The sequence below is a fragment of the Micromonospora coxensis genome (genome assembly GCF_900090295.1).
GTDB lineage: Bacteria > Actinomycetota > Actinomycetes > Mycobacteriales > Micromonosporaceae > Micromonospora > Micromonospora coxensis.
Map to the genome: position 1 here is coordinate 1,273,046 of NZ_LT607753.1, position 25,442 is coordinate 1,298,487.

Genomic DNA, 25,442 nt, shown 5'->3' on the forward strand with positions numbered 1-25,442 from the left:
TCAGGACCACCCGTCGGTGAGGACGGCCAGGACGACCGGGGTGGCCGCGTCGCCGACGGTGGTGGCGAGGGTGGCCACCCGTACCGCGTCGGAGGCGAAGACCAGCCAGCCGTCGTGCCGCGCCGGGGTCAGCGCCACCGGCGCGTCCTCCGGCAGGCCGACCTGACGCAGGCAGGCCAGGACCGCCTCGATCCGGGTCCCGGCGGTGTCCCGGTCCTCACCGTGACCGCCGACCACCTGGTCGAGCAGCGCGCCGTGCCGGCCCGACACCGCCGACCACTCCTGTGCCGGGCGCGCCGGCACCGGCCGTACGTCGCAGCCGACCTGGGCGGTGGCCGCCACGGCGAGGCGGAGCCCGGCGCCGTGCGAGACCGCCACTGCGCGATCGCCCACCTTCTCCGGACGGCCGTCCGGGTCGCGGCGCAGCGACACGGCGTGCCCGAGGGCACGGCCGACCGCCAGGGCGTCCGGGTCGCCGGCGTCGGCGTCGCCGTCCGGCTCGACGGCGACCGCCACGGCCGCGCCGATCAGGTCGCCCAGGGTCCGCTCCAGGTAGGAGCCGAGCAGCGGCGCCACCCAGGGACCCCGGCCGTCCTTCTTGCGTACGGCCCGCAGGTGCAGGCCCTCCCACCGCTCGACGACCTCGCCCGTGCCGGTGCGCAGCGCGATGTCGTAGACGTAGGTGTCGCCGTCGCGCTCCCGCTCGGTGGCGCAGTAGCGCAGCTCCCCGTCCGCCCCCATCCGGGGCCCGGCCGGGTACAGCCGCTCGATCGCCACCGGCAGCAGCGTGGCGTCCGGCACGCAGACCTGGTTGCCGTGCATCAGCGCGTCCCGGACTCCCGGGTCGCCGAGCACCAGGGTGCGCGACAGGTAGGCGCTGAACCAGTCCGTGTCGGGCATCGTCGCCACGTCGGCGTCGACGTCGCGGGCGGCGGCCCGGTGGAAGCCGCGCAGCCGCTGGAAGCGGGCCCCCTGGAACAGCGTGTCGCCGTACAGGTCCCGGGCCGGGTCCAGGGGCACCGGCGGCAGGTCGTCGGCGACCTGCTCCGGCGGGCCGGCCGGCACCGGTGCCTCGACGAAGCGCAGCTGCGCCTCGAAGTGGTCGGCGGCGAACCCGGTGTCCGCGGTACGGATCACCGCCCGCACGGTGTCGTCGGCGGTGACCAGGGCCGCGATCCGGATGGTGGTGCTGCCGTGCGGTGGCACCACGATCGGCCGGGCGAACCGGGCCTGCTCGATGACCGGCACCTGCTCGCGCCCGGTGACCGCCATGGCCACCTGGGCCATCGCCTCCATGCCGAACACGGCCGGGAAGAGCAGGTTGCCGTCGAGCAGGTGGTCGGGCAGGTACAGGTCGCTGCCGGCGGTGAGCTCGACGTCGGTGACCAGCTCGACTCCGTGGTAGCGGACCTGGGGTCGGTCCACGAAGCGCAGCAGCGGCAGCTCCGGCTCCTCGAAGCGCAGCGTGTCCAGGCCGTCGGCCCGCCCGCTGACCACCACCACCGGCGGGGTCTGCGGATCGCCGACCAGCCGGCGCAGCACCGCCACGCCCTGGTCGGGGGTGATCGGGGTGATCCCGTCGCGGGTCAGCGACTCGACGACGGAGAGCCGCTCGCCCATGCCGACGCCGGACCAGACCGACCACTCCAGGCAGAGCGCCCGGCAGTGCGGGTGCTCGGCGCCGAAGCGCCGGGTCTGCTCGGCGAGCCGGTCGTTGGCCGTGGCGTAGTGCGCCTCACCCCGCAGCCCGGCCCGGCCGATGATGCTGCCGAAGGTGACCAGCAGCTTCAGCCGGTCGGCGTCGACCGCCGCCAGGACGGCGGTGAGCCCACCGACCTTGGGCGCCAGCGCGCCGTGGAAGGCGTCCATGTCCAGCGAGGTCAGCGCCGCCGGCTCGTTGCGTCCGGCGCCGTGCAGCACCGCGGTGACCGGGCCGAGCAGGCGCTGCGCCTCGTCCACGGCGGCCCGGACCGCCTCCGGGTCGGTGACGTCGGCCCGGAAGTAGCGGGCCTCGACCCCGGCGGCGGCGAAACGCTCCAGGTTGGCCGTCAACTCCGCGTCACCGGCCAGTTCGGAGCGGCCCAGCACCGCCAGCTTGGCCCCGGCGTCGGCGGCCAGGGCCAGCGCGCACTCGGCGGTGATGCCCTTCCCGCCGCCGGTGACCAGCAGCACGTCACCCGCCGTGAGCGGGTCCTCGGTACGGCCCGGGGTGATCGGCAGGGCCCGCAGGACCTGCTCCCGGCGTCCGCCCGAGGGGTCGTAGTGCACCTCGTGGTACCCCTCGGTCGCGGCGACCTCGGCCAGCACCCGTTCGGCGGCGTCCAGCCCCGTCGGCAGGTGCACCACCGTGGTCCGGACCCGCGGGTCCTCCAGCCGCAGGGTGCGGGCCAGGCCGCTGGCCCCGAGGCCGTGCTGCACCACCACGAAGCGGTCACCCGCCCCGCCGGCCAGCACCGCCCGGGCCCCCTGCAGGGCCGGTTCGAGCTGCTCCGGTGTGCAGTCCGCGGGCAGCCAGACCAGTACGCCGCCGCCCACACCGCCGGTGGCCAGCGCCTGCCGGACCTGCTCCGCGCGCGGGTCGGTGAGGGCGCCGAAGAGCTGCCAGCTCCCGGCCGGCCCGGCGGGGGCCGGCGTCGGCGCGGGCGTCTCGACCAGGTCGACCGCGAACGCCCGGATGAAGGTGGCCACACCGGCCACCGACTCCGGCTGCGCCAGGTCCTCGGTCAGGCCGGTGCCGACCAGCGTGTCCAGCGCCTCGGCGACCTCCCGAACGGTCGCCGTGGCGACGTTGGTGGGCAGCCGCGACGGGGGTACGCCCAGCCGCTGCGCGGCCTGGTTGACCACCTGGCTGACCGTGATCGAGCTGAGGTGCAGGTCGTCGAGGAGCCGGCTGTCCTCGCCGACCATGTCCAGCGGCAGCTCCGCCCGCTCGGCGACGAGCCGGCGCAGCACCAGCGCCGCCGGCTCCCCGCTGGGCGTGGCGCCGGCCGCGGCGTCGGCCTCTACGGCCCGCTGCCGCGCCTCGGGCAGCGCCACCTCGGGCACCGTCTCGCAGGGGCTGGTGAAGAAGGTGAACTCGTCGACGTCCTTCAGCGGCCGGACCAGCCGGCCGTCGAAGAGCTGCGGGTGCACCCGGGCGGCCCCGACGACGTACGCCGCCGCGACCACCCGCAGCACGCTGGCCATCGTCTCGTCGTCGGTGTCCAGCGCCACCGCCGGCACCGTCACGTCGGTGCGGGCCAGGTCGGACAGGATCCGCCCGGGACCGACCTCGACGAACAGGTCCACCTCCTTGGCGGCCAACGCGACGGCCTGCGCGAACAGCACCGGATCGGTGATCTGGTTGCGCAGCAGCACGGCCAGGTCGGTGTCCGCGGGCAGCTCGGCCCCGGTCACCGTGGAGATCACCTGCCGGTCCAACGGGTGGAACCGCTCACCGGACAGGTACCCGCCGAACGCCTCGGCCGCCTCGGCGACCAGGGGCGAGTGGAAGGCGTGCGAGACCCGCAGCCGCTTGCCGGCGACGCCGGCCGCCTCGGCGCGCTCCAGCACCCGGCCGACCGCGTCGACCGGTCCGGAGACCACCGTCTGCCGCTGGCTGTTGTAGCCGCCGATGACGACCGGATCGTCGCCGAGCAGCCGGCGTACGGTCTCCGGGTCGGCCGGGATGCCGGCCATCGCCCCGTCCGGGCGGCCGTGCTCGGCCATGGTGCGACCCCGGGTGGCGGCCATCCGCAGCACCGACGGCAGGTCCATCGCCCCGGCCCAGTGCAGCGCGGTGAGTTCGCCGAGGCTGTGCCCGACGGCGACGTCCGCCTCGATGCCGAGCGCGGAGAGCACGCTCAGCCCGGCCACCGAGCCGGTGACGATGCGCGGCTGGGCCACCTCGGTGGCCACCACGTCACCGGTGGGCAGCGCCGCCTGGGTGACGATCCGGTCGGCCTGGGTGAACCGGCGGCGCAACGCCTGGGCGGGACGGCCACGGCCGGTGCCCTGCCCGGGGAAGAGGAAGCCGACCCGGGCGGAGCCGCGGGCGTGACCGAGGAAGGCCCGGCCGTCCGCGGCGTACAGCCGGGTCTCCCCCGCCTGGAGGGCGGCGTGCACCCGCAGCAGCTGACGTTCGGCGTCCTCCGGCGAGCGGGCCACCACGGCGGCCCGGTACGGCCGGTCGCCCAACTCCCGGTAGAGGCCGGCGGCCAGGTCGCCGAGCTGGGCGTAGGAGAGCTTGACCACCTGCCCGGCCAGGACGCCGATCCGCTCGGCCAGCTCGGCCGGGGTGTCCGCGTCCAGGGCGAGCAGCTCGACGTTCTGCGTCCGGGCCGCCATCGTGCGGGTCCGGGCGTCCGGCGAGCGGCGGGCGCCCTCCTCGCCCTGCAGCACGAGGTGGGTGTTGATCCCACCGAAGCCCATGGCGGTGATGCCGGCGTGCAGCGGCGCGTCGGCCGGCCACGGCTCGGCGGTGGGCAGCACCCGCAGCTTCGCCCCGTCGGCGGTGAGCACGTCGTGCGGGTCCTCGCAGCCGACGGTCGGCGGCAGCATCTGGTGGTGCACCGCGAGGACCGCCTTGAGCAGGCCGGCGACCCCGGCCGCCGCCTTGGTGTGCCCGATCATCGCCTTGATCGAGCTGATCGCGGCCGGCGTGCCGGACGCCCCGGCGGCGCGACGCGCCTCGGTCAGCGCCCGCAGCTCCGTCGCGTCACCGACCTCGGTGCCGGTGCCGTGCCCCTCGAACATGGCGACGGTCTCGACGCCGAAGCCGGCCCGGTCGTACGCCCGGCGCAGCGCCAGCCGGTAGCCGTCCTCCTCGGGTCGGGTGATGCCGCCCTTGCCGTCGGAGGACACCCCCCAGCCGGCGATCGAGGCGTAGATCCGCCGGCCCTGCGCCACCGCGTCCTCGTGGCGCATGAGCACGACCATGCCGCAGCCCTCGCCCGGCCAGAAGCCGTTGGAGCCCCGGTCGTAGACCTTCATCTCGCCACGGGCCAGCGCGCCGGTCTTGGCGAAGCCGATGATCTCGAAGGGGTCGATCGACAGGTCGACGCCACCGGCGACGGCGACGTCCAGTTCGCCGTCGGCCAGGCCGCGGCAGGCGGTCAGCACCGACAGCAGGGACGAGGAGCAGGCGCCGTCGACGGTGTAGCCGCCGCCCTTGAGGTCGAAGTAGTTGCAGATCCGTCCGGCGATGGTGTTGGACAGGCCGCCGGCCAGGGTGTCCTCGTCGATCTCCGGGAACGGCGCCTTGTAGCGCTGCTCCAGCGCGCCGAGGAAGTCGGCGAGCTGCGCGTCGTCCCAGCCCTGCTCGCGCAGCGCCGCGCCGACGGTCCGGCGCACGTACGGCCAGCGCAGCCGCAGCACGTTGGCCCGGGAGAACTCCCCGGTAAGGGTGTTGCCCACGACCACACCGGTCCGCTCGCGGGGCAGGTCCTCCCCCATCGGGAAGCCGGCGTCGCCGAGGGCCGAGGCGGCCACGTCCAGGGCCAGCCAGTGGGTCAGGTCGGTGGAGCGGTACGTGCTGCCGGCGATGCGGAACTTCATCCGGTCGAACTCGTACCCCTCGATGACGGCCGCGTTGCGCGCGTAGAACCGGTCCGGGACGCTGCGGTCGGCGTCCCAGTAGTCGGCCAGCCGCATCCGCTCGTCCGGCAGGCGGCGGAAGGCCCGCCGGCCGGCGATCACGTTCTCCCACAGTTCCCGGGGCGACGCGGCGTCGGGATATCGGCACGCCAGGCCGACGACGGCGATCGCACTCATGCCGGTACCGCCTCCTTGTGCGAGTTGGGGCCCGCGGCGAGGGCGTCGGCGCCGGTGGGGACCGGGGCGGGCACGCTGCCGGGGGTTCCGCCGGCGGTGGTGGCCTCACGCTGCTCGCGGACCTTGTTGGAGATGTGCAGCGCCCACAGGTACATGCCGCGGATGAGGCAGACACCGGCGGTGGCGAAGAAGAGCCCGTACGCGATCCCCGCGCCGGTGATCACCCCGTAGAGGGTGGCCACCCCGGCGCCGAAGGCGATCTGCGAGGCGGGGCTGGACGGGCTGGTGCCCGGGTCGGTGATCATGTAGTTCGTGAACAGTACGAACGCCACGCTGGTCATCATGCCCAGGGCGCCGAGGATGGCGGTGTCGAGGATGAGGCCGCGCACCACCGCCTGGAGCACGAACGCGGAGAGCCAGCCGAGGATCAGCCACATCCGGCCGGTGAGCTTGGCGTTGAGCATGGTTCCGGCGGTGATGATGATCGCCGGGATCAGCCAGTCGCCGAACGCGTTGGTGTGCTCGGTGAAGTGGTAGGGCGGCGCGATGCTGGCCCACGGGAAGAGGATCAGGATCATCGCGATGCCGAAGTTGGACGGGTTCATGTAGTGCCGCAGCCGGCCCTTCACCGGGGCCCGCAGGATCCACTTCGCGGCGATCGCGACGGTGACGCCGAACATCATCACCCAGACCCGGTCGTTGACGTAGGTCAGCATGTTGACGGCGAGCGAGGTGATGTGCGCGGGGAAGAGGAACTCGACGAACCCGCGCCGGCCGGCGCCGAGGAAGCGCGGCGCGCGGCCCTCGGCGCGGGCCCCGATCACCTCGAGGACGATCTCGACGGTGTATCCGGTGGCGAGCGCGATGAAGGGCCACAGCCAGGGCTGCTCGAAGCCGAGGTAGGTGTAGCCGACGATGTTGAAGATCGTGATCGAGATGGCGAAGCGGCGGAGGGCCGTCGTGGTCTTGGTGTCGTGTCGGACAGGGCTGGTCTTGGTCTCGGCCATCTCCGTTACCTCTCGTTGGCCTGCGAGCCGAGCTGCACGTCGTGCCAGCCCGGGGTCAGCTGAAGGTCCTGCTTGCGGATCTGTCCGGTGCGGTCGCGCCAGCAGAGGCTGACCTTGACCGGGCCGGTCACGTCGGCGCCGAGACCGATGTGCACCTCGTTGCTGCGCTTGCCGGAGTGCCCGCCGCCGCCGTCCACCTTCGAGACGAGCGTGCGGCCGTCCGGGGTGGTGACGGAGACCTGGGCGCCGACGGCGGGCGAGCCGCGGCCGGCCGGGTCGGCGGACTGGTGGGTCAGGCGCAGGCCGAGGAAGGCGCCCGCCTTGGGGCTGGTGTTGTGGTAGAAGATCGGCTCCGCCCACTGCCGGGCCACCGCGAGGTCGAGTCGGCCGTCACCGTCGGCGTCGCCGGTGGCCAGCCCCCGGGTCGGTACGGGGATGTCCAGGCCGAGCTCGGGCGCGATGTTGACGTACCGGCCGTCCTCACCGCGCACGAAGAAGTGCAGCCGCTGGCTGCCGCCGACGTCGTCACCGGCGCGCACGTTCGGCCACCAGTCCGGGTCGTGCACCACGGTGTCGTTGGCGGTGGCCAGCTCCTGGAGCTGGGGCCAGCGGTTGACCTCGCCCCGGACGAAGCCGGTGGCCTGCGCGATGGCGAGCCGGCCGCCGTTGTCGAAGTCGGCCATCTTGACGTCCCAACCCCAGCCGGACCAGGCCAGGCCGAGGTCGGCGCTGCGGTCGTAGAACGGCGCGTCGCCGCCGCTGAACTTCGTCTTCACCTCCGCGTGGTTCTTCGCGGTGTTGATGAAGGCGTAGTTGCTCTCGTGGATGCCGAACGGCGTGGTGATGTTGCTGACGAACAGGTCGTACAGGCCGTCGCCGTCGATGTCGCCGAAGTCGGCGCCCATCCCCTTGAACGAGTCCTTGCCGAGCACCTTCGACTTCGGGACGGTCGCGCTGCGCACCCCGTCGACCAGGACGAACTCGATGTTGCCCGGGGTGGAGCGGTTGTAGAGCAACCGGTCGGGGCCGAAGTCGTGGGCCAGGTACAGCTCGGGCAGCAGGTCGCCGTCGATGTCGGCGGCGGAGGCGCCGAGGGCCCAGCCCTTGGACGCGATCCGGGGGACCACGTTGTCCACCCGCTCGAAGGTGGCGCCCGGCTCCGCGCCCGGCGTGCCGCCGGTCCACCGGAAGATGTAGTCCTCACCGCCGTTGATGCCGTTGGACATCGAGTCGTTCATCTCCACCCCGCCGTCGACGGTGTCGTCGAGGACCGGGCTGTGCGGGAAGTAGTTCCCGATGTAGATGTCGACGTGGCCGTCGCCGTCGAAGTCGTCGATCGCCACCGCGTTGGTGTTCCACAGTGGGCCGTTGTACTCGCCGGCACCGACGCCGGGCACCAGCTCGACCGGACGGAAGGCGCCGTTGCCGAGGGCGAGTGCGCCGCCGCGGGCGAGGAAGAGGATCGGCGTGCGGCCCCAGTAGTAGACCAGCAGGTCCATCCGGCCGTCCTCGTTGAAGTCACCCGGCGCGCAGCCCATCGGGGCGGTGATCCGGCTGATCGGCAGCGGCGCGGCGTCGAGCGCGAACGGCTGGTACCGCTGCTCGCCCTTGCCCGGCGTCGGCGTGACAATCGTCTGGTCCGTGCGGGGATCGGTCAGGCAGAGGTCGTTGGCCAGGCCGTCGCCGTCCAGGTCGTTCATGGCGATGCCGGCGCCCACGGAGGAGATCCAGGCGTCGATGTTGGTGTAGGCCTTGTTCACCTTGCGGACGGACTGCTGAACGGCTCCGGAGGGCAGTGCGATGCCCTTGGGCTCGAACGCGTACCGGGACGCCAGCCCCGACCGCTCCTCGGCGGATGCGCTGGGCAACCGGACGGCGAAGAACATTCCGACCACGAGTGCGAGGCCGATGATCCCGGCTAGCTGCCGGCGCAGCAAGCCAAACGTCGCTGACATGAACTCAAGACCTCCCGTTGGTGACGGACTCGTCGGTGGTGACTCCACCGCGCGTCGCGGTGGCGTACCGGCCCGGGCCGGTCGGGTCACGGGCCGCCGGCGCCGTACGCGTCGCCGGTGGTCCGCCCCCGGCCGGAGGCGGTCGACACGCGACCGGGTCCGGTGCCGGATGGCCCGGAAGGAGACCGGTGGTGTCGCCCGCCATTCGGGGGGACGTGTCAGCAGATCCTCACAGGACGCCAGAAACCCGGGCTACTCGAAAATTGCTGAGCATTGTCGTACATCGAATTGATGACACATATAAATATGATTCCCGGCCACCGGGACAGGGTTTTCGAAAAGGACTGGGCAGGCCACGGTAATGTGCGGCACTAATCTGCTGCGGCGTGCGCCGTCCTGTCGAAATGCTGACGGATGTTGGTCCGCCACGTCTCGTAGGGTGGCGTCGGCCCGCCGTCGTCGGCGCCCGGCGCGGTGTCGTCGGCCAGGGCGACGGCCGCCGGCACGGACAGCTCGGCGAGCGCGGCGGCGGCCACCGCGGAGTGCGGCGGCACGAAGCCCGCGTGCACCCGAGCCCGCACCGCGAAGACGCTGCCCAGCGCCAGCTCCGCCGCGTACGGGCCGGCCCAGCGGCGCAGCGCCGCGAGATCGGCCTCACCGCACCCGCCGGCGAAGGTGGCGGCCAGCCCGACGCCGCTGTACAGGTCCGCCTGGCGTTCCGGGGCGAAGCGGCGCACGGCGGCGTCCACGTCGGCCACCCGGGCGCCGTGGATGAACCACAGGGCCCGGCCGATGCCCTGGTCCACCGCCCGGCCGAAGTAGTCCGGCCGGCCCTGCCAGGCGTACGGCGCGGGCACCCGCTGCTCGTCGACCCACTTGCGCGCGTCGAAGTAGGCCAGGTCGAAGCCGTAGCCGTCGACGGCCAGCCAGGTCATCGTCGGGTGGAACGGGCCCGGCTCCAGATCGGGCACCACCTTGCGCCACAGCGGCCGGGGCAGCCGGGCCATGGCGAAGCCGATGCCGATGTAGGCCAGGAAGAGGTGCGGGGCGCCCGGTCCGGTCAGCAGTTCGCGGGTGCGTCGCCGCCGGCCGCCGCCCATCGCGTCGAGCACGGTGAAGGCCATCGTGACGCCCTCGTACGCGAACCCGCGCATGCCCTCGTCGACCAGCTCGACGCGGTGCTGCACCTCGGTGAGGTCCCGGGCGTCGATCCCCCATTCGAAGCCGCACACGACGGTCCGGGGAATCGCCTCCAGCCGCGCGGTGGCGGCCGACGGCGGCCCGGGGAAGCCCCGGCGGGCGAAGCCGACCTCGCTCAGCGCGGGTGCCAGCGCGAGACGGCGCAACGAGCCCAGAACGGTGGACATGGTTCCTCCCGGATGGAGTCGGACAGGACGCTCGCCCGCCACCGGCGGGGTGCCGGTGGCGGGCGCGGGGTCACGACGGGGCAGCCGGTGGGACCGGGTCGAGCGGGACCCAGGCCACCGCCCGGCGGGCAGCCGCCATGCTGGCCCAGGCCGTCAACTCGACCAGGGCGCGATCGTCGGCCCCGCCGGCGCGCACGCCGTCCACCACCTCGTCGTCGACCTGGTAGGCCGCCAAGGCGGTGAGCAGCGCGAGCCGCCCCGCGGGGCGGTCGGCGGCGGGCAGGGCGCGCACCGCCTCGCCGACCCAGGCCCGGCTGAGCCCGGTCGGCCGGCCGTCCCAGTCGTCGAGCCGGGCGGCGACCAGCTCGCGCACCGACGCCGGCACCGACCGGCGCCCGGCGGCGTCGATGACGGCGCCGCCGCGGGCGAGCGCGTCGGCCAGCACCGGGTGGCCGGCGGTCCAGCCCAGGTCCGGTGCCGGTGGCGCGGGCGGCAGCAGGTCCAGCGCGACGCCGGCCGGCCGCTCGCGTCGCGCCCCCCGGGCCATCAGCCGGCCGAAGACCCGGCGCACTCCGCCGCGCACCGGCTCCGGCACCCCGGCCGGGATGGGCGAGGGATCGAGGAAGACGTTCACCATCCGGTTGAGGTAGTGGAAGACCAGCGCGACGCCGAGCAGTTCGACGGCCTCGTCGGCGTCGACCGGGGGCACGGCGTGCCGGGCCGCCGCCCGGTCCGTGCCGGCCCGGGCCCAGTCGGCCACCCGGGCCCGCCGGACGTCGCGCGCCGCGTCGGCGCCCGGCCGGACCAGGCCGGCCATCGTCGCCGAGTGGACCTCCACGCAGTACGGGCAGGTGTTGGCCGACGACACGGCGGCGGCCACCGCCTCCCGGGTGGCCCGGTCCACCCGCCCGGCGGCGACCAGCGTCTCGCGCAGCACGACCCAGCACGCGGCCAGCACGTCCGGCGCGGGCGAGTGCAGGCTGACCGGTGGGGCGAGCATGCCGAAGTCCCGCTCCACCTGCGCGTAGACCGAGGCGACCAGGCCCTCGGCCCGCTCGACCGGTACCGGGGTGACCCGACGCACGTGCCCCCGGGAGGGGCGCCGGGCCACCCTGGCGTACAGACCGGTCACCGCCGCAGCGCGCCGCTCACCAGCGGCAGCACGGCGTCCCGGCTGCTGGTGGCCCCGTCCGGCGCGGGCGCGCCGTAGCGCACGTCCACCCCGCGCGCCCGCGCGGCCTCGACGATGCCCGGCACCGCCCGCTCGGCCAGCGCGGCGATCGTCATCGCGGGGTTCACGGTCAGCCCGGCCGGCACCGCCGAGCCGTCGGTGACGAAGATGCCGGGGTGGTCGCGCAGCTCGTGCCGGTCGTCGAGCGCCGAGGTCGCCGGGTCGTCGCCGATGCGGCAGGACGCCAGCGGGTGCACGGTGTACGCGCCCACCACGTCGTTGGTCCACGGCATCACCCGGGAGAGCCCGTCGCGTTCGAGGATGTCGCGCACCTCGGCGTCGGAGAGCGCCCAGCCGCGCAGCGTGTTCTCCGTCGGCTCGTAGCGCAGCGAGCCCCGGGCCAGCATCTGCTGGGACAGCCGCATCGCGTTGCCGCTGGGCGGCGGGGCGCCGAACACGCCCTCGTTGTCGTCCTCGCTCATCGTGAAGACCGTCAGCCAGGACTGCCACCTGCGCAGCAGCTCCTTCTTCTCGGCGCCGAACCAGGTCGGTCCGAGGGCGTCCGGCACCTGGGCCAGGATGGTGCCGAAGCCCGGCGGGAAGTAGAGCTGCTCCAGGGAGTACCGCTCGTACTCCGGCAGGGACCCGTCGAGCTTGTCCCAGGTGGCCACGCAGGGGCCCTTGCCGATCTGGTACGCCTCGTACGGCACCCCGTCCGGCCGGCTCAGCCCGAGCACGTCGCGGATGCGCTCCTCGTCGAAGATGGCGGTGTTGAGCCGTTCGCCGTTGCCGGAGAAGTACCGGCCGACGGCGTGCGGCATGGTGCCCAGGGTCGGCTCGGAGCGCTGGAGGATGACCGGCGTGGCCCCGGCCCCCGCGGCGAGTACGACGATCTTGGCGTCGATGGTGCCGCTGCCCACTTCGACCCGGTAGTCGACGTCGTCGAGGACGGTGTAGTGCACCCGGTAGCCGCCGTCGTCGGTGCGCGACAGGTGCTGCACCTCGTGCAGCGGGCGGATCTGCGCGCCGTGCGCCAGCGCGGCGGGCAGGTAGTTGAGCAGCAGCGACCGCTTGGCGTCGAAGCGGCAGCCGGACATCATCCAGTTGCAGTTGGTGCACTTCTCCTGGTCCAGCGCCACCGGCACCGGGTTCGCGGTGCGTCCCGCGTGGTCGCAGGCGGCGCCGAACAGCCCGCCGGAGAACGGCACGGTGTCCCAGCTCGTCTGGGTGACCGGCAGCGCCTCGGCGACCCGGTCGTACCAGGGTTCGAGGGCGTCGCGGGAGATCGCGGCCGGCCACATCCGGCGGCCGAAGCGGCCCTGCCGGTCGAAGACGAACCGGGGCGCGCGGGGCATCGCGGCGAAGTAGACGACGCTGCCGCCGCCCACGCAGTTGCCGCTGAGCACGCTCATCCCGTCGCCGATGACGAAGTCGAAGATCCGGGTCGACGACGAGCCGAACTTGAAGTCGTGCTGGAAGTCCTCACCGGACAGCCACGGACCGCGCTCCAGCACGACCACGCGCGCGCCGCCGGCGGCCAGGTGGTACGCGGTGATCGCGCCGCCGAAGCCGCTACCGATCACGAGGACGTCGGTGCTCTCGGAACTCGTCATGCAGGGCTCCCGGAGGGGGTGGTGTCGGGGTGCGGCCGGGCCAGCTGCCGGCCGTAGCTGTAGGTGCCGAAGCGCCACAGCCCGTCGGCGTCCGGCGGGCGGAAGCCGATGGTGTTCAGTCCCGCGTGTCCGGCGGCGAGCGCCTCCACGGTGCTGGTGTGCGATCCGGCGTCGAAGGCGATGGTGCTGAACATGGCGAGGCTGATCCACGCCTCCCGCTCGGGGTGCCCGCGGTCGGTCAGTCGCTGCACGAGCAGCACCCGGTGCGGGTAGTCGAGCGCGACGAACGGCGGGACCTGCGGGTCCAGCTCGATCCCGGCCTCGGCGGCGTACCCCCGGGCGTGCTCGTTGAGCCCGTCGGCCAGCGCGTCCAGCGCCGGGGCCATGCCCCCCTCGGCGGAGCGGAGCACCTCCAGCGCGCCGGAGGCGACGGCGCCGCCGCCCCGCGACACCCCGGCCACGGCGCGGTCGCCCGGCCACCGCTTCTCGCCGGGCAGAATCGTGTCGGCATACGCCTCCAGCGCCATCGTCCGCGCCTGGTCGACTTCCATTTCCGTGGGCACGGGCATCACCTCCGACGATCAATCGAATGGACAGGAAACGCGTGACGCGCCAGCGGACGCGGGCAATTCAGGTGGTGGCGAAAGTGGCCCACCGCCGCCCGCGACATTCATCCGTCATGGCGTACCCCAATGGTCTACGGAGGCCGCCGCGCGCACATCTCGCGTTTTGCTTTCCCTGTCCACAATGGACAAGGCCGCCCCGACACGGGGCGACCGCCGGGTGGACACGGGCAGGGTCGGGACCAGGATGCGCGGGGGCGGCACGAGCGCCGGGGCAGGAGCCGGACGGGCGTCGGGCCGGGTGCGGCGACCGTGCGGGGAGAGCGCGACGGCGCAGGATTCCCGGCGACGAGCCCCGCCTCGGCCGGCACGGACGCCTCCCCCGGCGGCGCCGGCCGCCGAGGCGGTGACGGTGGCTCAGCCCTCCGACGCCACCGCCACGACCAGTTCGTCCGGCCCGCCGCGCAGCCCCACCACGCAGGTGGCGACCCGCCAGCCGCCGGCGGTGAGCAGCACCCACCGGTCCGCGGTGTTCCGGTCGTGGATGAGCGGGGTGACCGCCGTGACACCGACCTTGTGCAGCGACTCCAGCGCCGACCAGACCCGGGTCGCCGCCGTGGACAACGGCTCGCCGGTCTCGGCGGCGACCAGCTCGGCCAGGGCGAGGTGCCCGTTGAGCAGGTGACGCCACTCGGCGCGCTCGCGCCGGGCGACGGGTTCGAGGTCACAGCCGACCGGTGTGCGCGCGGCCACCGCCAGGGTGGTCGTCGCGCCGTGCGCGGCCGACACCCACCAGCCGCCGCCGACCTCGGGCCGCCCGTCGGGGCGGTAGCGCACCGTCGCGCCGCCGCCGAGCAGCCGGGACACGGCCAGGGCGGTGTGCTGCCGGCGCCGCTCGCGGTGCAGCCCCGGCTCCAGCACGGTGGCGGCGTCGACGCCGAGAAGTTCGATGAGCCGGCGGTGCAGGTACGGCCCGAGCACCTGGGCCGGCCACGGGCCGGGTGGGCGGCCGGCGGGACGCAGCCGCAGCCGCAGGCCGGTCCAGCGCTCGACGACCCGCCCCCCGGCCAGCGCCTCCAGGTCGAACCGGTGCACGTCCCCGTTCCGGTCGCGGCGCACGGCGTGCAGCGTCACCTGCTCGTACGGGCCGACGCCGGCCGACCAGATCCGGTCCACGGCGAGCGGTTGCAGCACCGCGTCGGGGGCCCAGGGCTGCAGGGCGTGCAGGAAGGCGTCGCGCAGGCCGGGGTCACCGAGCACCAGCGGCTCCGGCGGGGCCCCCGCGAACCACCAGGCCGCGCCGGCCCCGGCCAGCTCGGCCACACAGCCCGACCCGGTGATCTCGCGGTAGCGCAGCAGGCGGCGCAGCCGGCGGCCACGCCGGACCAGTCCGTCGTACACCTCGCGGGCCGGGTCGATCGCCATCGGCGGCGGCTCGACCGGCCGCGCGGGGGGCACCGGCAGCGCGGCCGGGACCGGCACGGTGGCCGCCGGGTACCGGACGGCCGGCGCCCGGTCCGGCACCCCGCCGGCGCCGCGGTGGCGCAGCCGGGCGCGGACGTGGTCGACCTGACCGCCCGGGTACGCGCTGCGCAACGTCACCTCGGCGGTGCCCGTCTCCGGCCCGGCCACCGCCGTCAGCCGCAGCTCGACCGCGCCGTCACGGGGCACCACCAGCGGCGCGCCGAACTCGACCGCCTCGATCACCGGTGGTCCGAGGTGGCCGGTGAGCGCCGCCCACGCCTGGGCGAGCGCTTCCAGGGCACACGCGACGGGGAGCACCGGCGCGTCGCCGTCGCCCGGGTCGTCGAGGTACGGGTCCTCCCCCGGCCCCAGGGTCGTCGCCGTCACCAGCAGCCGGCCCGGCTCGTGCGCGAGCACCGAGGTGGTGAAGCGCGCGGCGAACCCGGCCCCACCGGGCGCCGTACGGTACGCCGTCGTGATCCGCTCCACCGTGCCCACCTTCCCCGGCCGGGTCGTCCGTCAGGCGAAGTGCGCCTGGATCCGCTGCCGCCAGACCTCGTACGCCGGCTCGGCCCCGTCCGGCCCAAGGGTGTCCCGCTCCCGCTCGGTGAGCGCCCCCGCCTCCTGCGGCGTGCAGCCGCAGAAGATGCCGGTGGCCAGGGGCGTGTGCTCGGTGACCAGACCGGCGACCACCCGCGCCTGGGCGGCGAAGGCGGAGCCCTGGGCCAGCTGCGGCCGGTACCGGCCGGCGTGGACGTACAGCTTCTTGAGGTCGTCGGAGTCGGCGCCGCCGGCGTAGGTGGCGGCCAGCCCCATGCCGCTCCACAGGTCACCGTGGCGGGACTCGTCGAACCGGCCGATCAGCTCGGCCGCCACGTCGGGGTCGGCCCCGGCGACGAACCAGCTGGCCCGCCCGATGCCCTGGTCCAGGGCGCGCCCGGCGTAGTCGCCGGGCACGTCCGGGGGCCAGGCGACCGGAACGACCTCCTGGCGGCGTACGAACCGGTCGGTCTCGAAGTAGGCGCGGTGGAAGCCGAGGCCGTCGAGGACCAGCCAGCGCAGCAACGGGTCGGGCGCCGGGACGGACCGCCAGCGCCACCGGGGCAGCTTGGCGTACGCCCAGCCGATCCCGACGTAGGCCATGTAGATGTGCGGCGCGCCGGCGCCGGTCAGGAAGCGGGCGGTACGGCCGCCGCCGGGGGCGACACCGTCCAGGATGGCGTAGCCCATGGCGGCGCCCTCGTAGGCGAACCCGCGGAACTGCCGCTCGATCAGGTCCAGTCGGGTGATGTCGGCGTCCTCGCGGGCCTCGACCGCGGCCCGGAAGCCGGTGAGGAAGCTGGCGCCGACGGATTCGAGCCGGCGTCGGGTGGGCTCGTCCTTGACGTGGAAACCACGCCGGCTCATCGTCGTCTCGACGATGTCCGGCGTCATGAGCTGCGCGCGGAGGCTGCGCCACAGGCCTGCCATCGGGCTCTCCCCACGGATGACGGACGCCGGTGGCGTCCGTGTCCTCGTCCGGTGCATCCGGATGGGCCGAGGCTATGGGCAGCGCGCGACCATCGCCTACTTCCCGGTTGCTCTGCGTGACCTACCGATCACGGCAAATCACGGGTTTGTGCTGGTAGGAAGGCTCCGCGCCGGGCGTAATTGCTGCTCAAGGGTCGGTCGAGTGACGGCACGAACAGAGAAGGAATGCGGTCGCCAACTGGGGCACACTCGGAAAGTCTATTCGACGTAGATCACGTCCCGCAGGGCGCGTCGACGCATGTCAGGCAATTTCTCGGCACCGGCCGGGAGTGTTGCCACAGCATTATAGATCCGATATCGGACAACGAGGTTCGTCAATCGGTATATGTGCGAGACATTGAGTCGGCACACCGCGCGGGGCCGGAGCGCCGAACAGGCATCCCGCCCGTGACGACCTATCAGGAAGAGGGTACCGACGTGACCCAGGCACCCGACGTGATCGCCGATCTCACCGCGGAGAGCGAGGCTCTCGACGCCCTGGTGGCACAGCTGGACGCGGACCAGTGGGACACGGCCACCCCGGCGCCCGGCTGGACGATCCGGCACCAGATCGCCCATCTCGCCGCGACCTTCCGGCTCGCCGGGCTGGCCGCCGCGCAGCCGGCCACCTTCCAGGAGGTGGTCTCCCGACTCAGCGACGACTTCGACGCCAACGTGGCGGCGGCCATGGCCGATTTCGTCGTCGAGCCGCCCCCGGTCCTGCTGTCGCGCTGGCGCGCCGAGCGGGCCACGGCCGAGAAGGCGCTCGCCGCCGTGCCGCCCGGCCAGCCGGTGCCGTGGCTGGTGCGCCCGCTGCCGGCGCCGGTGCTCGCGGCGGCCGGGATGATGGAGGTCTTCGGGCACGGGCAGGACGTCGCGGACGCGCTGGGCGTGCGCCGGACTCCCACCGACCGCCTCGGCCACCTGGTCGGATTCGCCGTCCGGACCTGGGACTTCGGCTACCTGGCGCGCGGACTGACCCCGCCGGACGTCGAGTTCCGCTTCGAGATCACCGCACCCTCCGGCGCGGTGTGGACCTTCGGCCCGGAGGACGCCGCGCAGCGGATCACCGGCCCGGCCGAGGACTTCTGCCTGCTCGTCACCCGCCGCCGGCACCGGGACGACCTGGCCCTGCGGGCGGTCGGCAGCGACGCCGACCACTGGCTGGACATCGCCCAGGCGTACCGGGGGCCGGCCGGATCGGGACGTGCTCCGGGCCAGTTCGCCCGGACCGGGCAGCGGTAGCACGTCAACCGGATTCCACTCCGGGGAACGTCGGATATCTGTCCGGTGCAGTTCCGTCCACCGGCCGGGACCACGGATCGTCCCTTTTCCAACGTTCCGGCCGGCGGACACCCGACAAACCGGATGGAACAGCCAGAGATTGCCCGGCAACACATACTACTGTCACCGCATACGGGGCAAGCGTCCATTTTCGCCACCCCTGACCAGTCTCCGCACGAAACCCTATGTCGACCTGCGTAAATATGCATGTTGATTGTGGACCCGGGTGAGGGCTAACATAAACGCACCGTCGCCACGTAATTGCTCTACGTCAATCCCTGCCAGCTTCTGAACACGCAATTGCCTCCGGCTTAACGACACCGGACGCGAGCGGGACAGGCGTATCGCCACGCGCCACATCTGACGTGTCAGGACACCGACACGAGACCCTGCGTCACACGCGCACAGCCATCGGATTGGGGGATGCGATGGAAGACAGTATCCAGAGAGCCGTCGGTCGGGTCATCGAGGCCATCCGGGAGGACCTAGCGGAACAGCACACCGTGGACGGCATGGCGAAGACCGCCATGTTCAGCAAGTTCCACTTCACCCGCATCTTCCAGCGGACCACCGGCATCTCTCCGGGACGCTTCCTCATGGTCATGCGGTTGCACCGCGCCAAACAGCTGCTGTTGTCCACGTCGTTGAGCGTCACCGAGATCACCCATGAGGTCGGGTACGCCAGCGTGGGCACCTTCAGCTCGCGGTTCAGCAGCAGCGTCGGCGTCTCGCCGAGCACCTTCCGCAGGCTGGGCGGGGTGACACCGCAGGTTCCCATCGACCACCGGTCGGTCCCCCAGCCACCGGTCCCGGCGATCCAGGGCACCGTGCACGCGCCCGAGTCCGACCGCGCCGGCGAGCGGATGGTCTTCGTCGGACTGTTCCGCGACCCGGTGCCGCTCGGGCGACCGGTCCGCTGCACCGTCCTCGAACGCCCCGGGCCCTACCGGCTGGAGAGCCCACCACCGGGGCAGTGGTACGTCCTGGCCTACTCCCGGACCCGTGACAAGCAGAGTTACTGGCGCGCCAACCCCGAGGACCAGGACGCCCTGATCGGCGCGCACGGTCCACTGACCATCTGCCGGCGTCCCGGCTCGATGGAGGCCGACCTCCACCTGCGGCGGATGACCCCGCTCGACCCGCCGATCCTGCTCGCCCTCCCCGTCCACTGACTCCGCCCTGACCGCCGCGCCACGGTCCGTCGACCGGGTCCCCGGGACACGACCCGGTCCCGACGAGGCCGCAGCGCGGCGGCGGTCCGTGGTCACCGATCAGGTGCCCACGCCACCCGGGCCGGCCGTGACGGCCGGCCCGTCGGCGATGGGGACCACCGGTCCTTCGGCCGTACCCGGACCGCCGTCGCCTCGGCGGTCCGGCGCCGGGCCAGGCGCCGGCCGGCGGTCGTCGCGAACCGGACAGCCCGCCCGGCCGCCGGGCGGACGGGAGCCGGCCGGACGCCCCGCAGCGCCCGCCGTGGACGAACGCGACGGCGCGGGAGGAGCCGCGTCGGGTCGAGACCGCGACCCGGCGGGGCGCAGCCCGGTGCCCACCGCGCCGGGGCGTACCGGCCATCGTGGATGGTGGGCTCGGGCCGCCCGGGGCATGCGACGCCGGACTCCCCCGGCACTCCGCCGCCAATCCGAGGTCGTGCACCTCCCTCGGGCCGGCCACCCGCCCGAGCGCCCACCCGCACCTGGCAGCGGAGCGCCGGTGAGCTGGGCCCGGGCCGGCGGCGTGGTGCGTGCCGGCCGCACCGGCTCCCGACCGCGACGTGCTGGTGACCGAGCCGCGGCACACCCGACGACGACCCCGATCCGCGCCCGTCGGCGACCGGGCAACCACCCGGCGGGCCCCGGCCGTCGACCCCCGCGGGACCCGGCCGTCCACCCCCGGTGGGCGGGCGCGTCGAGCAGGCCCGCGCCGGCCGCCGGGCCAGGTGGAGATGCACGTCGGACACCCCGTCGTCCACCCCTGCGGCCTGCTCTTGTCAAGATGTGCGGCGCTGCCCCGCAACTGGGGCGCGGAGGGTCGTGCTGGCGACTCTCTGCTGCTATCTTCATTGCCCAACGTGAGTTTCAAATCCGCACCGAGTGGTTGTGGGCGGCGCCGCACGAGCGGCAGCCAGGGCGGCGCACCCAGACACAACCCGGTCGTCGTACCTCGGGTCCGTCCGTCGTACCCGTGGCCGCCGCGGGCCGGTGACAGCCCGCGGCACGCCTGACGCGTGCCGATGCGGCTAGCTCCCGCATCACCGGGAACCAAGGGGCTGGGATGGTGGACAACTTCAGCGGACCGTCACCGTCGGCGGCGCAGCTCGGCAGACGCCAACGGCTCGCCCTCGGCGCGCTCGGCGCCTCGTTCCTGATGGTGGCGGTGGACAGCACCATCGTCTACGTCGCCATCCCGAGCATCCAACGCGGGCTGACACTCTCCACGGCGACCGTGCAGTGGCTCATGTCGGCCTTCCTGATCAGCTTCGGCGGCGTGCTGCTGCTCAGCACCCGGCTGGCCGACCTGTTCGGTCGCCGCCGGCTGTTCACCACCGGCCTGGCGGTGGTGACCGCCGCCTCGCTGCTGTCGGCCGTGGCCTGGTCGGGTGGGATGCTGATCGTGGCCCGGGCCCTGCAGGGCACCGGCGCGGCGCTGGTCGCGACGACGGCGCTGCCACTGCTCGCGCTGACCCTCGGCAACGGTCCGGCCCGGTCCCGGGCGCTCGGCCTGTGGACCGTGATCGGCGCCTTCGGCGGCACCGCCGGACTCCTGCTGGGCGGGCTGCTCACCGACGGCCCCGGTTGGCGCTGGGTCTTCCTCGTCAACGTGCCGGTCGGGATCGCCGCCGCGCTGCTCGTACCGATCCTGCCGGCCGACCCGTGCGCCCGCTCCGGACGCCCGCTGGACGTGGCCGGCGCGGCGAGCCTGATCGGCGCCCTGGCGCTGTTCGGCTGGACGATCGTCGGGGCGTTCGCCGCGGAGGCCTCGGCCGTGGGCGCCGCGCTGCGGCTGGCCGGCGCGGTCGTGCTGCTCCTGCTCTTCCTGGTCGTCGAGTCACGGGCCGCCCGTCCGCTGGTCCGCCCCGGGCTGCTGCGCTCCCGGACCCGGCTGGCCGGTCTGATCGTGCTGTTCACCGCCGGCACGGTCGTCGACGGCGTGCTGCTGCTGATCACCCTGTACGGCCAGGAGTCGCTGGGGTTGTCCGCCACCGGCTTCGGGGCGCTGATGGTCACGCTGACCCTGCCGTCGGTGATCGGCTCGTACGCCGGTCAGGCGGTGGCGCTGCGGCACGGGCTGCGGACGGTCGCCATGGCTGGCATGGCCCTGGCCGGCGCCGGCCTGCTGGCGCTGGCGACGGTGCGCGGCCCGCTGGCCACCGGGAACATCCTCAGTGTGCTGCCCGTCATCGGGCTCGGCGCGGGAGCCGCCTTCGTGGCCGCGCAGATCGCCGTCACCCTCGGGGCCACCGACGCCGACTCACCGGCCACCTCGGGCCTGACCGACGCCTCGTTCAGCATGGGTGGGGCGATCGGGCTCGCCACCGTCTCGGCCGCGCTCGTCGCGCACCAGACGGCGCCGGGGTCGGTGGCGGCGCCCGCGCAGGTGGCCGCCGGCCTGCAGACGGCGTTCACGGTCACCGCCGGTCTCGCCGTCGTCGGTCTGCTGGCGGCGCTCCTGCTGCTCCGGCGCGGCGGGGCCCACCTGCCGATCGGACGGTTGGACATGTGATGTGCGCAATTTCTACGGGGTCGGGTCGGCCGAACGGCCACTACTATGACTCAATGTCTCGACGCGGGTACGGACAGGATTGCTCGATCGCACGCGCTCTCGAGGTGGTCGGTGAGCGCTGGACACTGCTCATCATCCGCAACGCGATGGTCGGCGACTGCCGCTTCGACGCGTTCCTCAGCAACCTCGGACTGGCCCGCAACGTCCTCGCCCAACGGCTCAACACCCTGGTCGAGGCGGGCATCTTCGAACGGGTCCCCTACAAGTACCGTCCCCTGCGGCACGAGTACCGGCTCACCGCGCGCGGCCGGGAGCTGGCGCCGGTGCTGACCGCGTTGATGCAGTGGGGCGACAAGCACTTCGCCGGTGACGGCCGGCCGGAACGGGTCACCGTGCACGCGACCTGCGACCATGCCGTCGAACTGGTGGTGGTCTGCCCGTCGTGCGGCGGACCGGTCCCGGCCGACGAGGTGACCACCCGGTCCACCACCGCGCCCGGATCGCCGGAGGAACCAACCGCTGTGGACGGTGACCCTCCGGTCGCGCTCGCGGCGGCCCTGCCCGCCGGCTCCTGATCCCTGCCGTCCGCCCGGCCGTCGGCGCGCCGCACCGGCGTCCACTGTGGCCACGATGCGGCGAGACAGGGCAACACGGGAGACGCCCGCGACAGGGTCAGACCGGAGAATAAGGGGACGCATCCGGCAAGGAGGTCGCCCCCGTGGTCCTGTCCGCCTCCGCGGCACCGTTGGCCCACCACCAACTCCTGGTCTTCCTCACCGCCGTGGCGGTCCTGCTGCTCCTCGCGCGCCTGCTCGGCGCGCTCGCCGAACGGATCGGCATGCCCGCCGTGGTCGGCGAACTGCTCACCGGCGTCGTCCTGGGCCCGTCCCTGCTCGGGCACCTCACCCCCGGGATCACCGGGTGGCTGCTGCCCAGCGACCCGGGGCAGATGCACCTGCTGGACGCGATCGCCCAACTCGGCGTCCTGCTGCTCGTGGGCATCACCGGCACCCACGTCGACCTCACGCTGCTGCGCCGGTACCGGCGGGCCGCCGCATCGGTCGCCGCCTGCGGCCTGCTGGTGCCGCTCGGCCTGGGCATCGGACTGGGCCTGCTGATCCCCGCCTCGGTGTCGGCGACACCCGACGCCCAGCGGTGGACCTTCGCGCTCCTCGTCGGGGTGGCGATCTGCGTGTCGGCCGTGCCGGTCATCGCCAAGACCCTGTCGGACATGCGCCTGCTGCACCGGGACATCGGCCAGCTCACCCTCGCCGCCAGCGTCATCGACGACGTCGTCGGGTGGCTGCTGCTCTCCCTGGTCGCCGCCGCCGCGACCGTCGGGCTCACCGTCGGCACCGTCGGGCTGACCATCGGGTACCTGCTGGGGTTCGTGGCGTTCGCCGCGACGGTGGGACGGATCGTGGTGCGCAGCGTGATGGAGCGGGCCGCCCGCTCCGGCGAGCCCGGCCCGGCGGTGGCCGGCGCCGTCATCATCGTGCTGGTCGGCGCGGTGATCACCCACTCGCTGGGCATGGAGGCGCTCTTCGGCGCGCTGGTCGCCGGGGTCCTCATCGCCGCCACCCGCTCGGCCCAGGTGCTGCTGGCGCCGCTGCGGGCGATCGTGCTGTCGGTGCTCGCCCCGCTCTTCCTGGCCACGGCCGGCCTCCGGATGGACCTCACCGCGCTGGCGGAGCCGGCCGTGGCGCTGACCGGCCTCGCCGTGCTGGTGGTGGCGGTGGTCGGCAAGTTCGCCGGCGCGCTCCTCGGCGCCTGGCTGGGCCGGCTCGACCGGTGGGAGGCGCTGGCCCTCGGCGCGGGCCTCAACGCCCGCGGTGTCATCCAGGTGATCGTCGCGCTGACCGGCCTGCGCCTCGGCGTGCTGAACACGGCCATGTACACCGTCGTCGTCCTGGTCGCCATCGCCACCTCGCTGATGACCCCGCCGCTGATGCGCTTCGCCACCGGCCGGATGGCCGAGGGTGAGGAGGAACGGCTGCGCCTGATCGAACACGACACCTGGCGGGGCAGGCACCCGGTCGGCAGCGCACCGCCGACCGCGGCCGTCCGCCCCGAGAGCGCCTGATACCACGCGACCGGACGGCCGCCGAGGGTCGCGCCGGCACCGACCGGGCGGGCCGCCCATCCCCACCCGGGCAGGTAAACCGCGCCGCCGGTACGAAGGGCTCAGCCTCCGGTGCCGGACCGCGGCCCGGAGATGGGCACCGGGCTCGGCACCCGGGACGCGGGCGGGGGCAGTTGGCGGTCGTGCCACCGGCTGAGCAGCGCCAGCGACAGGATCGCGCCGACCAGCGCCAGGAACATGTCCCACTGGGTGTCCCAGACGTCGCCCTGGGTGGCGAGGAAGTCGTCGGCGGCCGATCCGGCGGCCACCGCCGCCCACCACTCGATCATCTCGAAGAAGGCGCTGAAGGCGAGGCAGGCGCAGACCACGAGCGGGCCCAGCCACCGGCTGGCCCGCAACGGGGAGCGCCGGACGAGGATCTCGCGGACCAGGATGGCCGGCACGAACCCCTGCACGAAGTGACCGAGCCGGTCGTACGGGTTGCGGGACAGGTCGAGGACGTCCCGGGCCCAGTCGCCGATCGGGGTACGCGCGTAGGTGTAGTGCCCGCCGACGATGAGGATCAGGGCGTGCCCGGTCAACAGGCAGCACAACAGCGTGGTGAGCGGGAAGCGACGCCAGGTCAGCAGCACGAGCGGGATGCCGACGATCACCCAGACCGTCTCCAGCAGCCAGGTGAGCCGGTCGTACGGCCGGATGCCGGACACCACCAGCGCGACGACGACCAGGCCCAGCAGTGCCTGCGGCAGGACAGCGCGTACTCGGGTCACCGGGACCGCCTGTTCGTGGGGCGACGGGCGGGCCATCCGCCGACGGGACGCCGACGATATCAACGCCCGCCACCGGTGAGGACCATGAGAACGGGCGAGGACGACCAGCCCGCGGGGCCGGCCGTCACCGCCGGGCGGCCCCCGTGCGACGACCGGCGCCGGGACCCGACACGGCCCCGCCGACGGCGCGGCCCGGACCGACGGTCACCGCCACGGTCGCGGCCCGACGGTCACCGGAGCTGGGGTGTGGCTGCCGGTGCGGGTCGGGGGCCCGGCGCCGGGCGCGCCACGGTGGAGCCGGCCGCCGGGGCGGAGTCGTCCACGGCGTCGATGCCGGCGAACAGGTCGTCCTCGGGCAGGGAGGTCGGGACGACCGAGGACGCGAGTTCGAAGTCCTCGGTCGGCCAGAGTTCCCGTTGCAGGGCGAGCGGCACCGCGAACCAGTGGCTGTCCGGGTCGATCTGCGTCCGGTGCGCCCGCAGCGCGTCGTCGCGGCGGTCGAAGTAGTCGGCGCAGGGCACGCGGGTGGTGATCCGGTGCGTCACGTCGCGTTCCGGCGTCCACTCCCGCAGCCAGTCGTGGTACGGCGACGGCAGTCCCTCCGCGATCAGCGCGTCGTGCAGGACCCGCATCTTCGCGCCGCACCACTCGTGCACGTAGTAGAGCTTCGACGGCTGCCAGGGCGGCCCGAGGGACGGGTGGGCGGCGCCGTCGGCGGCGAGGGTGAAGGCCGCCCGGGAGATCTCGTGCGCCCGGATGTGGTCCGGGTGCGGGTAGCCGCCCCGCTCGTCGTAGGTGATCATGACGTGGGGACGGAAGTCCCGTACCACCGCCACGAGCGGACCGACCGCCTCGGACAGCGGCAGGGCGGCGAAGGTCCCCGGCGGCAGTGGCGGCGGTGGGTCTCCCCCGGGCCAGCCCGAGTCGACGAAGCCGAGCCCCTGCTGCCGTACGCCGAGGATCTCGACCGCGGCGGCCAGTTCCTCCCGCCGGACCTGCGGCAGTCGCCGGCGGACCTCGGGGCGGTCCATCGCGGGATTGATGATGTCCCCGGCCTCGCCGCCCGTGCACGTCACGACGAGCACGTCCACGCCCCGGGCGGCGTAGCCGGCCAGGGTCGCGGCGGCCTTGCTGGACTCGTCGTCGGGGTGGGCGTGCACGGCCATGAGCCGCAGTGGCGACGAT

The 25,442-nt window shown here is 73.9% G+C and carries 16 protein-coding genes; 5 read left to right on the forward strand and 11 right to left on the reverse strand.

Annotation, left to right across the window (positions count from 1 at the left end; all coding sequences use genetic code 11):
* The 9 genes from GA0070614_RS05640 to GA0070614_RS05680 form a co-directional block, all read right to left on the reverse strand.
* A complete protein-coding gene (locus GA0070614_RS05640; protein WP_088974958.1) occupies window positions 1-5,751 on the reverse strand; it encodes a type I polyketide synthase in 5,751 nt (1,916 codons plus the stop codon).
* Entirely contained in the window at window positions 5,748-6,758 is a 1,011-nt protein-coding gene (locus GA0070614_RS05645; protein WP_088974959.1) for an RnfABCDGE type electron transport complex subunit D, read from the reverse strand. Before GA0070614_RS05645 ends, GA0070614_RS05640 begins: the two co-directional genes overlap by 4 nt.
* Window positions 6,759-6,763: 5 nt before the next feature.
* On the reverse strand, window positions 6,764-8,713 hold the full coding sequence (locus GA0070614_RS05650; protein WP_088974960.1) for a CRTAC1 family protein: 1,950 nt from the start codon (window positions 8,711-8,713) through the stop codon (window positions 6,764-6,766).
* A 371-nt stretch (window positions 8,714-9,084) separates the two neighbouring features.
* Window positions 9,085-10,080, reverse strand: coding sequence for a DUF1702 family protein (locus tag GA0070614_RS05655; RefSeq protein WP_088974961.1), 996 nt, complete (start codon window positions 10,078-10,080; stop codon window positions 9,085-9,087).
* Window positions 10,081-10,150: 70 nt separating this feature from the next.
* Window positions 10,151-11,212 (reverse strand): carboxymuconolactone decarboxylase family protein, encoded by a 1,062-nt coding sequence (locus tag GA0070614_RS05660; RefSeq protein WP_088974962.1) that lies wholly within the window; start codon window positions 11,210-11,212, stop codon window positions 10,151-10,153.
* Complete coding sequence (locus GA0070614_RS05665; RefSeq protein ID WP_088974963.1) at window positions 11,209-12,864, reverse strand: FAD-dependent oxidoreductase; 1,656 nt, start codon at window positions 12,862-12,864, stop codon at window positions 11,209-11,211. The genes GA0070614_RS05660 and GA0070614_RS05665 overlap by 4 nt, the downstream gene beginning before the upstream one ends.
* Entirely contained in the window at window positions 12,861-13,433 is a 573-nt protein-coding gene (locus GA0070614_RS05670; RefSeq protein ID WP_408630735.1) for a DUF5987 family protein, read from the reverse strand. The genes GA0070614_RS05665 and GA0070614_RS05670 overlap by 4 nt, the downstream gene beginning before the upstream one ends.
* Window positions 13,434-13,844: 411 nt before the next feature.
* A complete protein-coding gene (locus GA0070614_RS05675; protein ID WP_157744946.1) occupies window positions 13,845-15,380 on the reverse strand; it encodes a polyketide synthase dehydratase domain-containing protein in 1,536 nt (511 codons plus the stop codon).
* A 30-nt stretch (window positions 15,381-15,410) separates the two neighbouring features.
* Entirely contained in the window at window positions 15,411-16,361 is a 951-nt protein-coding gene (locus GA0070614_RS05680) for a DUF1702 family protein (protein ID WP_088974966.1), read from the reverse strand.
* 477 nt (window positions 16,362-16,838) lie between these two features.
* On the opposite strand from GA0070614_RS05680, the gene GA0070614_RS05685 reads away from it, so the two are divergent.
* From GA0070614_RS05685 to GA0070614_RS05705, 5 genes are all read left to right on the forward strand, one after another.
* Window positions 16,839-17,645 (forward strand): TIGR03084 family metal-binding protein, encoded by an 807-nt coding sequence (locus GA0070614_RS05685; protein WP_088974967.1) that lies wholly within the window; start codon window positions 16,839-16,841, stop codon window positions 17,643-17,645.
* A 467-nt stretch (window positions 17,646-18,112) separates the two neighbouring features.
* Complete coding sequence (locus tag GA0070614_RS05690) at window positions 18,113-18,856, forward strand: helix-turn-helix domain-containing protein (protein ID WP_088974968.1); 744 nt, start codon at window positions 18,113-18,115, stop codon at window positions 18,854-18,856.
* A gap of 1,099 nt (window positions 18,857-19,955) precedes the next feature.
* Window positions 19,956-21,404: an MFS transporter gene (locus GA0070614_RS05695; RefSeq protein WP_088974969.1), complete on the forward strand. Its 1,449-nt coding sequence runs from the start codon at window positions 19,956-19,958 to the stop codon at window positions 21,402-21,404.
* Between the two features lie 53 nt (window positions 21,405-21,457).
* A complete protein-coding gene (locus tag GA0070614_RS05700; protein ID WP_088974970.1) occupies window positions 21,458-21,979 on the forward strand; it encodes a winged helix-turn-helix transcriptional regulator in 522 nt (173 codons plus the stop codon).
* A gap of 143 nt (window positions 21,980-22,122) precedes the next feature.
* The gene (locus tag GA0070614_RS05705; RefSeq protein ID WP_088974971.1) at window positions 22,123-23,487 is read left to right on the forward strand and encodes a cation:proton antiporter; all 1,365 of its coding nucleotides are present in this window, start codon (window positions 22,123-22,125) and stop codon (window positions 23,485-23,487) included.
* Between the two features lie 101 nt (window positions 23,488-23,588).
* Here GA0070614_RS05705 and GA0070614_RS05710 read toward each other — a convergent pair whose 3' ends face one another.
* On the reverse strand, window positions 23,589-24,257 hold the full coding sequence (locus GA0070614_RS05710; protein ID WP_231933547.1) for a DUF2238 domain-containing protein: 669 nt from the start codon (window positions 24,255-24,257) through the stop codon (window positions 23,589-23,591).
* Between the two features lie 230 nt (window positions 24,258-24,487).
* Complete coding sequence (gene mca, locus GA0070614_RS05715; protein WP_088974973.1) at window positions 24,488-25,423, reverse strand: mycothiol conjugate amidase Mca; 936 nt, start codon at window positions 25,421-25,423, stop codon at window positions 24,488-24,490.
* Window positions 25,424-25,442 lie beyond the last annotated feature (19 nt).

What these genes read in the sequence shown, in the direction of transcription:
- GA0070614_RS05680 (WP_088974966.1), bottom strand. Translation starts at nt 16,361, where the DNA reads ATGGCAGGCCTGTGGCGCAGCCTCCGCGCGCAGCTCATGACGCCGGAC.
- GA0070614_RS05690 (WP_088974968.1), top strand. Translation starts at nt 18,113, where the DNA reads ATGGAAGACAGTATCCAGAGAGCCGTCGGTCGGGTCATCGAGGCCATC.
- GA0070614_RS05700 (WP_088974970.1), top strand. Translation starts at nt 21,458, where the DNA reads ATGTCTCGACGCGGGTACGGACAGGATTGCTCGATCGCACGCGCTCTC.
- GA0070614_RS05645 (WP_088974959.1), bottom strand. Translation starts at nt 6,758, where the DNA reads ATGGCCGAGACCAAGACCAGCCCTGTCCGACACGACACCAAGACCACG.
- GA0070614_RS05640 (WP_088974958.1), bottom strand. Translation starts at nt 5,751, where the DNA reads ATGAGTGCGATCGCCGTCGTCGGCCTGGCGTGCCGATATCCCGACGCC.
- GA0070614_RS05655 (WP_088974961.1), bottom strand. Translation starts at nt 10,080, where the DNA reads ATGTCCACCGTTCTGGGCTCGTTGCGCCGTCTCGCGCTGGCACCCGCG.
- GA0070614_RS05650 (WP_088974960.1), bottom strand. Translation starts at nt 8,713, where the DNA reads ATGTCAGCGACGTTTGGCTTGCTGCGCCGGCAGCTAGCCGGGATCATC.
- GA0070614_RS05695 (WP_088974969.1), top strand. Translation starts at nt 19,956, where the DNA reads ATGGTGGACAACTTCAGCGGACCGTCACCGTCGGCGGCGCAGCTCGGC.
- GA0070614_RS05670 (WP_408630735.1), bottom strand. Translation starts at nt 13,433, where the DNA reads ATGCCCGTGCCCACGGAAATGGAAGTCGACCAGGCGCGGACGATGGCG.
- GA0070614_RS05665 (WP_088974963.1), bottom strand. Translation starts at nt 12,864, where the DNA reads ATGACGAGTTCCGAGAGCACCGACGTCCTCGTGATCGGTAGCGGCTTC.
- mca (WP_088974973.1), bottom strand. Translation starts at nt 25,423, where the DNA reads ATGGCCGTGCACGCCCACCCCGACGACGAGTCCAGCAAGGCCGCCGCG.